This window comes from Geodermatophilus sp. CPCC 206100 (assembly GCF_048569675.1).
Classification (GTDB): domain Bacteria; phylum Actinomycetota; class Actinomycetes; order Mycobacteriales; family Geodermatophilaceae; genus Geodermatophilus.
Map to the genome: position 1 here is coordinate 56693 of NZ_JAQISV010000043.1, position 7006 is coordinate 63698.

Annotated in this window: 5 protein-coding genes and 1 pseudogene; 1 reads left to right on the top strand and 5 read right to left on the bottom strand. The window is 74.5% G+C overall.

All coding sequences use genetic code 11. The features are described 5' to 3' along the window. Positions 1-27 precede the first annotated feature (27 nt). Genes PGN05_RS19190 through PGN05_RS19200 form a run of 3 tightly spaced genes read right to left on the bottom strand, consistent with a single transcriptional unit; the run spans position 28 to position 3948 of the window. Positions 28-888, bottom strand: coding sequence for an FAD binding domain-containing protein (locus PGN05_RS19190; protein ID WP_419754169.1), 861 nt, complete (start codon positions 886-888; stop codon positions 28-30). Positions 889-925: 37 nt separating this feature from the next. Beyond that, a complete protein-coding gene (locus tag PGN05_RS19195; protein ID WP_419754170.1) occupies positions 926-3406 on the bottom strand; it encodes a xanthine dehydrogenase family protein molybdopterin-binding subunit in 2481 nt (826 codons plus the stop codon). Then, a complete protein-coding gene (locus tag PGN05_RS19200) occupies positions 3403-3948 on the bottom strand; it encodes a (2Fe-2S)-binding protein (RefSeq protein ID WP_419754171.1) in 546 nt (181 codons plus the stop codon). The genes PGN05_RS19195 and PGN05_RS19200 overlap by 4 nt, the downstream gene beginning before the upstream one ends. A 302-nt stretch (positions 3949-4250) precedes the next feature. Here PGN05_RS19200 and PGN05_RS19205 point away from each other — a divergent pair, with 302 nt between their 5' ends. Then, on the top strand, positions 4251-5246 hold the full coding sequence (locus PGN05_RS19205) for an iron-siderophore ABC transporter substrate-binding protein (protein ID WP_419754172.1): 996 nt from the start codon (positions 4251-4253) through the stop codon (positions 5244-5246). Between the two features lie 18 nt (positions 5247-5264). On the opposite strand, the gene PGN05_RS19210 is transcribed toward PGN05_RS19205, so the two are convergent. After that, entirely contained in the window at positions 5265-6593 is a 1329-nt protein-coding gene (locus tag PGN05_RS19210; protein ID WP_419754173.1) for a phytochrome sensor protein, read from the bottom strand. Positions 6594-6673: 80 nt separating this feature from the next. Continuing rightward, a pseudogene (locus PGN05_RS19215) lies at positions 6674-7006 on the bottom strand (mycofactocin system glycosyltransferase); the annotation flags it as partial.

The following is a 7006-nucleotide window of genomic DNA, read 5'->3' on the forward strand; positions in this document are numbered from 1 at the left end:
GCGGGATCCGGGGCGGGGAAGCCGACGCTACAACCCGGCGGCGGCGGTCACCGCCCGGCGAGTCAGCACCTGGGCCAGGTGCTGGCGGTAGTCGGCCTGGGCGTTGAGGTCGCTGCTGGGGCTGGTGCCCTCCGCCGCCGCCCGCGCGGCGTCCGCGACCGCCTCGGGGCTCGCCGCCGCGCCGGCCAGCGCGGCTTCCACCGCCCGGGCGCGCAGCGGCGTCGAGCCCATGTTGGTGAGCCCGATGCGCGCCTCGGCGATGTGCCCGTCCTCCCGGCGGACGACGGCGGCCACCGCCACGATCGGCCAGGCCTGCGCCACCCGGGTGAACTTCTCGTAGCGCATCCCCCACTCGCCGGCGAGCTTGGGCACGCGGACCTCGACGAGCAGCTCCCCCTCCTCCAGCGCGGTGGTGAGGTAGTCGACGAAGAAGTCCGCGGCGGCGACCGTGCGCCGCGCACCGCCGGGGCCGGCGATCACGAACTCGGCGTCGAGGGCCAGTGCCACCGCCGGCAGGTCACCGGCCGGGTCGGCGTGCGCCAGGGCGCCGCCGAAGGTGCCGCGGGCGCGGACCTGCCGGTCGGCCACCGTCCCGGTCGCCTCGGCGATCAGCGGGGCGAACTGCCGCACCAGCGGGTCGCGGAGCACGTCGGCGTGCGTCGTCATGGCGCCGATGACGATCGCGTCGCCGTCGTCCCGGACGCCGCGCAGCTCCCCGACCCGGCCCAGGTCGACCACCGTCTCCGGCGCGGCCAGGCGCAACCGCATGACCGGGATGAGCGACTGGCCGCCGGCGAGGACCTTCACGTCCTCGCCGCCCTCGGCGATGGCCCGCAGGGCCTCCTCGACGGTGGTCGGGCGGGCGTAGGCGAACGCAGCGGGGATCATGGCTCGACTCCTTCGTCGTCGTCGTCGTCTCGGCGGATCACGGGTTCCCTGCCTGCGACGAGGCGGCCGGCGCCTCGGCCGCGTCCACGGCCTGGGCGTTGGTGCGGGCACTGGCGCGGCTGCCGCCGTCCCCGCCCTCGTGGATCGCCCGCCACACCCGCTCCGGCGTCAGCGGCATGCGGATGTCGCTGACCCCCAGGTGCCGGACGGCGTCGAGGGCGGCGTTGACCACGGCGGGGGTGCTCGCGATGCACCCGGCCTCCCCGACGCCCTTGGCCCCGATCGGGTTGCCCGGCGCGGAGTGCACCGTGTTGCCGGTGTCGAAGTGCGGCAGGTCGGCCGCCGAGGGGATGAGGTAGTCGACGAAGGTGCCGGTGGTCAGGTTGCCGTCGGCGTCGTACACCGCCTCCTCGTACAGCGCCTGGGCGATGCCCTGCGCGAGCCCGCCGTGGACCTGTCCCTCGACGATGAGCGGGTTGACGATCGTGCCGATGTCGTCCACGCAGGCGTACTTGCGGATCTTCGCCATGCCGGTCTCGGTGTCGACCTCCATCGCGCAGATGTGCGTGCCGTGCGGGAAGGAGAAGTTCTCCGGGTCGTAGGTCGCGTCCGCGTCGATCGAGGGCTCGACGCCCTCGGGGAAGTTGTGCGCCGCGAACGTCGCGAGGGCGATCTCCTGGATGCCGAGGTCCGAGCCCGGGGTGCCGCGGACGGAGAACTTCCCGCCGGTGAACTCCAGGTCGTCCTCACTGGCCTCCAGCAGGTGGGCGGCGACCCTGCGGGCCTTGGCCACCACCTTGTCCGCGGCGTTGACGACGGCGACGCCGCCCACCACCAGCGAGCGGGAGCCGTAGGTGTCCAGGCCCCGGGAGGAGATCGCGGTGTCGCCGTGCAGCACCTCGACGTCCTCGAACGGGACCCCCAGCCGGTCGGCGACCAGCTGGCTCCACGCCGTCTCGTGCCCCTGCCCGTGCGGCGTCGAGCCGGTGACCACCTCGACCTTGCCGGTGGGCAGCATGCGGATGGACGCGTGCTCCCAGCCGCCGGCGCCGTAGGACAGCGAGCCGAGCACCCGGGAGGGCGCCAGTCCGCACATCTCGGTGAACGTGGAGAAGCCGATGCCCAGCTGCACCGGGTCGCCGGACTCGCGGCGGCGGCGCTGCTCGGCGCGCAGCTCGTCGTAGCCGACGAGGCGGAGCGCCTCCTGCGTGGCGGTGTCGTAGTCACCGCTGTCGTAGGTCATCCCGGCCACCGTGGTGAACGGGAACTCCTCGGCCTTGATCCAGTTCTTCCGCCGCAGCTCCAGCGGGTCCATGTCGAGCTCGACGGCGAGCTCGTCCATGATCCGCTCGACGGCGAAGGTCGCCTCGGGCCGGCCCGCACCGCGGTAGGCGTCGGTGGGCACCTTGTTGGTGAAGATGCCCCGGCACTCGAAGCGGTAGGCCGGGAACTTGTAGATGCCGTTGAACATGAACGCGCCGAGGACGGGGATGCCCGGGCTGATCAGCCGCAGGTAGGCGCCCATGTCGGCGAGGATCCGGCAGCGCAGGCCCTTGACGTTGCCCTCGCGGTCGGCGGCGATGTCGATGTACTGGATCTGGTCGCGGCCGTGGTGCGCGGTCATCAGGGACTCGCTGCGGGTCTCGGTCCACTTGACCGGCTTCCCGAGCCGGCGGGCCACCAGCAGGCTGATGACCTCCTCGGGCGTCACCTGCAGCTTGCCGCCGAAACCGCCGCCGACGTCGGGCGCGATCACCCGCAGTTTGTGCTCGGGGATCGCGGTGACCATCGCCAGCATCACCCGCAGGATGTGCGGGATCTGGGTGGAGGACCACACCGTGTAGTTGTCGCCCTGCGGCTGGACGACGACCGAGCGGGGCTCCATGAACGCCGGGATCAGCCGCTGCTGCACGAACCGCCGGCTGACCACGACCTCGGCGTCGGCGAACGCCTGCTCCGTGTCCGACCCGGTGCCGGCCTCACCCCCGTCGAAGACGAAGTGGAAGCTCTGGTTGGAGTCCAGGTGGTCGTGGCACAGGCTCGGGTCCTGAGCGATCGCCTCCTCCATGTCGAGCACCGCGGGCAGCTGCTCGTAGTCGACGTCGACGAGCTCCACCGCGTCCTGGGCGGCGGCCTTGCTGCGGGCCACGATCACCGCGACGGCCTCGCCGACGTGGTTGACCTCCTCGACGGCGACCGAGGGGTGGCCGGGGTTGACCATGTCCGGGGTGACCGGCCAGGCGCAGGGGATGGAGCCCTGCTCCTCGGCGAGGTCGCGGCCGGTGAGGACGGCGATCACGCCGGGGGCCTCCTGCGCGGCGGCGACGTCGACCCCGCGGAGCTTGGCGTGCGCCACGGGGCTGCGGACCACCGCCAGGTGCAGCATCCCGGGCAGGACCAGGTTGTCGGTCCACGTCGTCCGGCCGGTGATCAGCCGGGCGTCCTCCTTGCGCCGGCGAGCCTTCCCGACCTCGGCGGCCGGGGCCTCGGGCGCGGCGCGGTCCTCGGTGACGGTCATCGGGTCTCCACTACGTGGGGGGCGGCCGCCGTGTCGACGACGGCCGGTCGGACGTGCCCGTTCCCGATGGCCTGCGCCCCGCTCATCTCGGCGGCGGCGTGCTGCACGGCTCGGACGATGTTCTGGTAGCCGGTGCACCGGCAGAGGTTGCCCTCGATGCCCTCGCGGACCTCGGTCTCGCTGGGGTCCGGGTTCTCCTCGAGCAGGTCGATCGAGGTCATGATCATCCCGGGCGTGCAGAAGCCGCACTGGAGGCCGTGCATCTCGTGGAAGGCCTTCTGCACCGGGTGCAGGGTCCCGTTCTGGGTGACGCCCTCGATGGTCGTGACCTCGCTCCCGTCGGCCTGGACGGCGAGCACCGTGCAGGACTTCACCGCCACGCCGTCGAGGTGCACGGTGCAGGCCCCGCAGTTGCTGGTGTCGCAGCCGACGACCGTGCCGACCTTGCCGAGCTGTTCCCGCAGGTGGTGGACGAGCAGGGTCCGGGGTTCGACGTCGTCGGTGTAGGTCACCCCGTCGACCCGCAGGTTGATCTGTGTCACTGGTCCTCCGCTTCTCTGCAAAGGGGCACGTGGCCGCAGGGCCACCTGCGCGGAGTCTGGCAAAGGTCCTGGTGACTTAGGCCACACTTACCTCCGCCGGAGAGGTGCTCGATTCCGTGGACACGGATGTCGAGCGGCGTACGACTCCCGCTCGCGCGGAAGCGTCATGGGTGGCGGGCACCGGAGGCGCGCCCCCGGGGAACGTTGCAGGGCCGTTGCAGCCCCGCCGGTAGAGGGCCCGGCGCGCCACACTCCGGCCCGACGGTGTTAGGTGAGCCTTCCCTACCCGTCGAGGAGTCCCGATGCGATCCCGTCCCGTCCTGCGCGGCGCCGCCCTCGTGGCCGTCGCCGTCCTCGCCACCAGCTGCGGCTCCGACTCCTCCGCCGAGGACGCCGGCGAGGCCGCGCCGAGCTCGTCCTCGGGGGCCTTCCCGGTCACCGTGGCGACGGCGTTCGGCGACGTCACCGTCGACGAGGAGCCGGCCCGCGTGGTGGCCCTGGGGTGGTCGGACGCGGAGACGGCGCTGGCCCTGGGCGTCCAGCCGGTGGGCGCCAGCGACTGGCTGGGCTTCGGCGGCGAGGGCGTCGGGCCGTGGGCGGAGGGCCGCTACGACGAGGCGCCGGAGATCATCGAGACGCTCGAGCCGAGCCTCGAGGCGATCGCCGCGCTGCAGCCCGACCTCATCCTCGACACCCGCTCCGCGGGTACCCAGGAGCGCTACGACGCCCTCAGCGGGATCGCGCCAACCATCGGCCCGCCCGAGGGAGCCGCCAACTACCTGACCACCTGGCAGGAGCAGCTGGAGCTGGTCGGCGAGGCGCTGGGCCGCAGCGAGGAGGCCGCTCAGCTGCAGTCCGACGTCGAGCAGCAGTTCGCCGACACCGCGGCCGCCAACCCGCAGTTCGAGGGCACCGAGGTCGCCGTCGGCGCGTACACCTCCGAGGGGTTCGGCGCCTACGTGCGGGGCGACGCCCGCGTCGACTTCATGGAGGCGCTCGGCTTCACCAACAAGCCGGCGATCCAGGACCTGGCCGGCGAGAACTTCTTCATCCCGGTCAGCGACGAGGAGCTCCGGCTGCTCGACGCGCCGCTGACCGTGGTCTTCCCGATCTTCGTCGACCCCGCCGAGATCACCGGCAGCCCGCTGTGGCAGACCCTGCCGTCGGTGCAGCAGGGGCACGCCGTCGTCCTGGAGGACGAGACGCTGGTCAGCGCGTTCTCCAGCGGCTCCGCGCTCGGCATCGAGTACGCCCTGGAGAACGCCGTTCCGCTGTTCAGCGACGCGCTGGCCGGGTGACCTCGGGCGGCCACCCCGTCAGTGGACGCGCAGCGGCGTCCGCGGGGTGCGGCGCAGGCGGTGCAGGTGGGCGGCCACCCCGGGCCGGCTCGGCGCGCCGGGCGGCAGCCACTCCAGGCAGGTCTGCCAGACGGCGACGTCGTCCTGGGCCTCGGGCAGCCGGCTGTACCGCAGCAGCAGCTCGGGCCGGCGGCTGGCCAGGACCGACTGGCGGAGCAGCGCGGACACGCGCTGCCGGGCGGCCACCACCCCCGGCGCCGACGACGGCGGCAGCACCGCGCCCGCGTAGCGCTCGAGCGCCGGGCCCACGGCGCCGCGACCGAGGCAGCGGCGCACCTGGTCGAGGTCGGTGTCCAGCGCGCCCAGCAGCCGGTAGGGGCGGGAGCCGACGAGGTCGGTGCCGACCAGGCGGCGCAGCCGCGACAGCTCGGCCCGGACGGTGACGGGCGCGGCCTCCGCGGCGTGGCACTCGGCGGCCAGCTGCTCGGCGGTCCGCCCGCGGCCGGTGACCGCGGCCTCGGCCAGCAGCAGGAGCAGCTCGGAGTGCCGCAGCGACAGCTCGACGGCGCCGCAGGGCCGCACCAGGCGGGCCCGTTCACGGCCGAGCACCTCCAGCCGGGGCGCGACCGGGCGGGCCGCCTGCGCCGGTGGCCGGCGGCTGGACACCTGCTCGCGGTGCAGCCAGCGCAGCTCCGACTCGACGGCGGCCACCGTCGCGCGCACCAGGGTCAGCACGTGCGGGCTGGCGACGGAGTCGCCGCCGGTCACGTCGATCGCGCCGAGCAGGACGCCGGTGACCGGGTCGTGCACCGGCGCGGCCGAGCAGCTCCAGTTCTGCACCGGACGCCGGTAGTGCTCGCTGCCGTAGATCTGGACGGCGTGGTCGACGGCGAGGGCGGTGCCGGGGGCGTTGGTGCCCGCGACCTCCTCCGACCACCGGGCGCCCTCGACGAAGTTCACCCCCTCGGCCCGGGAGCGCAGCCGCCGGTCGCCCTCGACCCACAGCATCCGGCCGGCCGCGTCGGTGACGGCCACGATCATCTGGTCGGCCTCGGCGTCCTCGACCAGCAGCCGGCGGATCACCGGGAGCACGGCGGCGAGCGGGTGCGCGGCGCGGTAGGCCAGCAGGTCGTCGTCCAGCAGGTCGACCGGCGGCGCGGTGCCGTCGGGGTCGACGCCGCTGCCCAGGCTGCGTCGCCACGAGTCCCAGACCACGGCGCGCACCTGGTCGACGGCGGACGGCCCGCCGCGGGTGACCAGCGCCTCGTGGGCGGCCCGCAGCCGGCGCGTGAGGGCGGGGTCGGGGCGGCCCTCGGGCAGCGCGAGCCAGGGGTTGACCGTCGTCATGGCGACGTCCGCGGGCTCGGGCTCATCGTGGGCACATCGTGGCCCCTCGCCCGTGAATGCACCAGGCAGCGGGTCCCGGCTCAGCCCCGGTGCGGCGCGGGCGTCGGGCCGACCGGCGGCGGCGCCGCCGGCAGGAGGGCGCGGGGGTCGCGGGCGCGCACCGTCCCCCACCACAGCCCGGCTCCGTAGGCGAGGTCCTCGAGGCGGCGGGCGGCCGCGAAGCGCGGCAGCCCGACCGCCCCGCGGTGCGGCCACCAGGCGAGGACGGCGTCGGCGGCCGCGGCCCCGCCGACCCAGCGGCGGGCCCGGCGGGAGGTGGCCGCGGCGGCCAGCGCGAGCGGCCAGTGGTGGCGCGTGGCCGCGCGGGCCAGGGTCAGCGCCGCCGCGCCGCTGCCCCGCAGGGCGAGCGCAGC

Excerpts from the sequence above, each read along its gene's own strand:
- PGN05_RS19190 (WP_419754169.1), bottom strand. The coding sequence starts at position 888 with ATGATCCCCGCTGCGTTCGCCTACGCCCGCCCGACCACCGTCGAGGAG.
- PGN05_RS19195 (WP_419754170.1), bottom strand. The coding sequence starts at position 3,406 with ATGACCGTCACCGAGGACCGCGCCGCGCCCGAGGCCCCGGCCGCCGAG.
- PGN05_RS19205 (WP_419754172.1), top strand. The coding sequence starts at position 4,251 with ATGCGATCCCGTCCCGTCCTGCGCGGCGCCGCCCTCGTGGCCGTCGCC.
- PGN05_RS19210 (WP_419754173.1), bottom strand. The coding sequence starts at position 6,593 with ATGACGACGGTCAACCCCTGGCTCGCGCTGCCCGAGGGCCGCCCCGAC.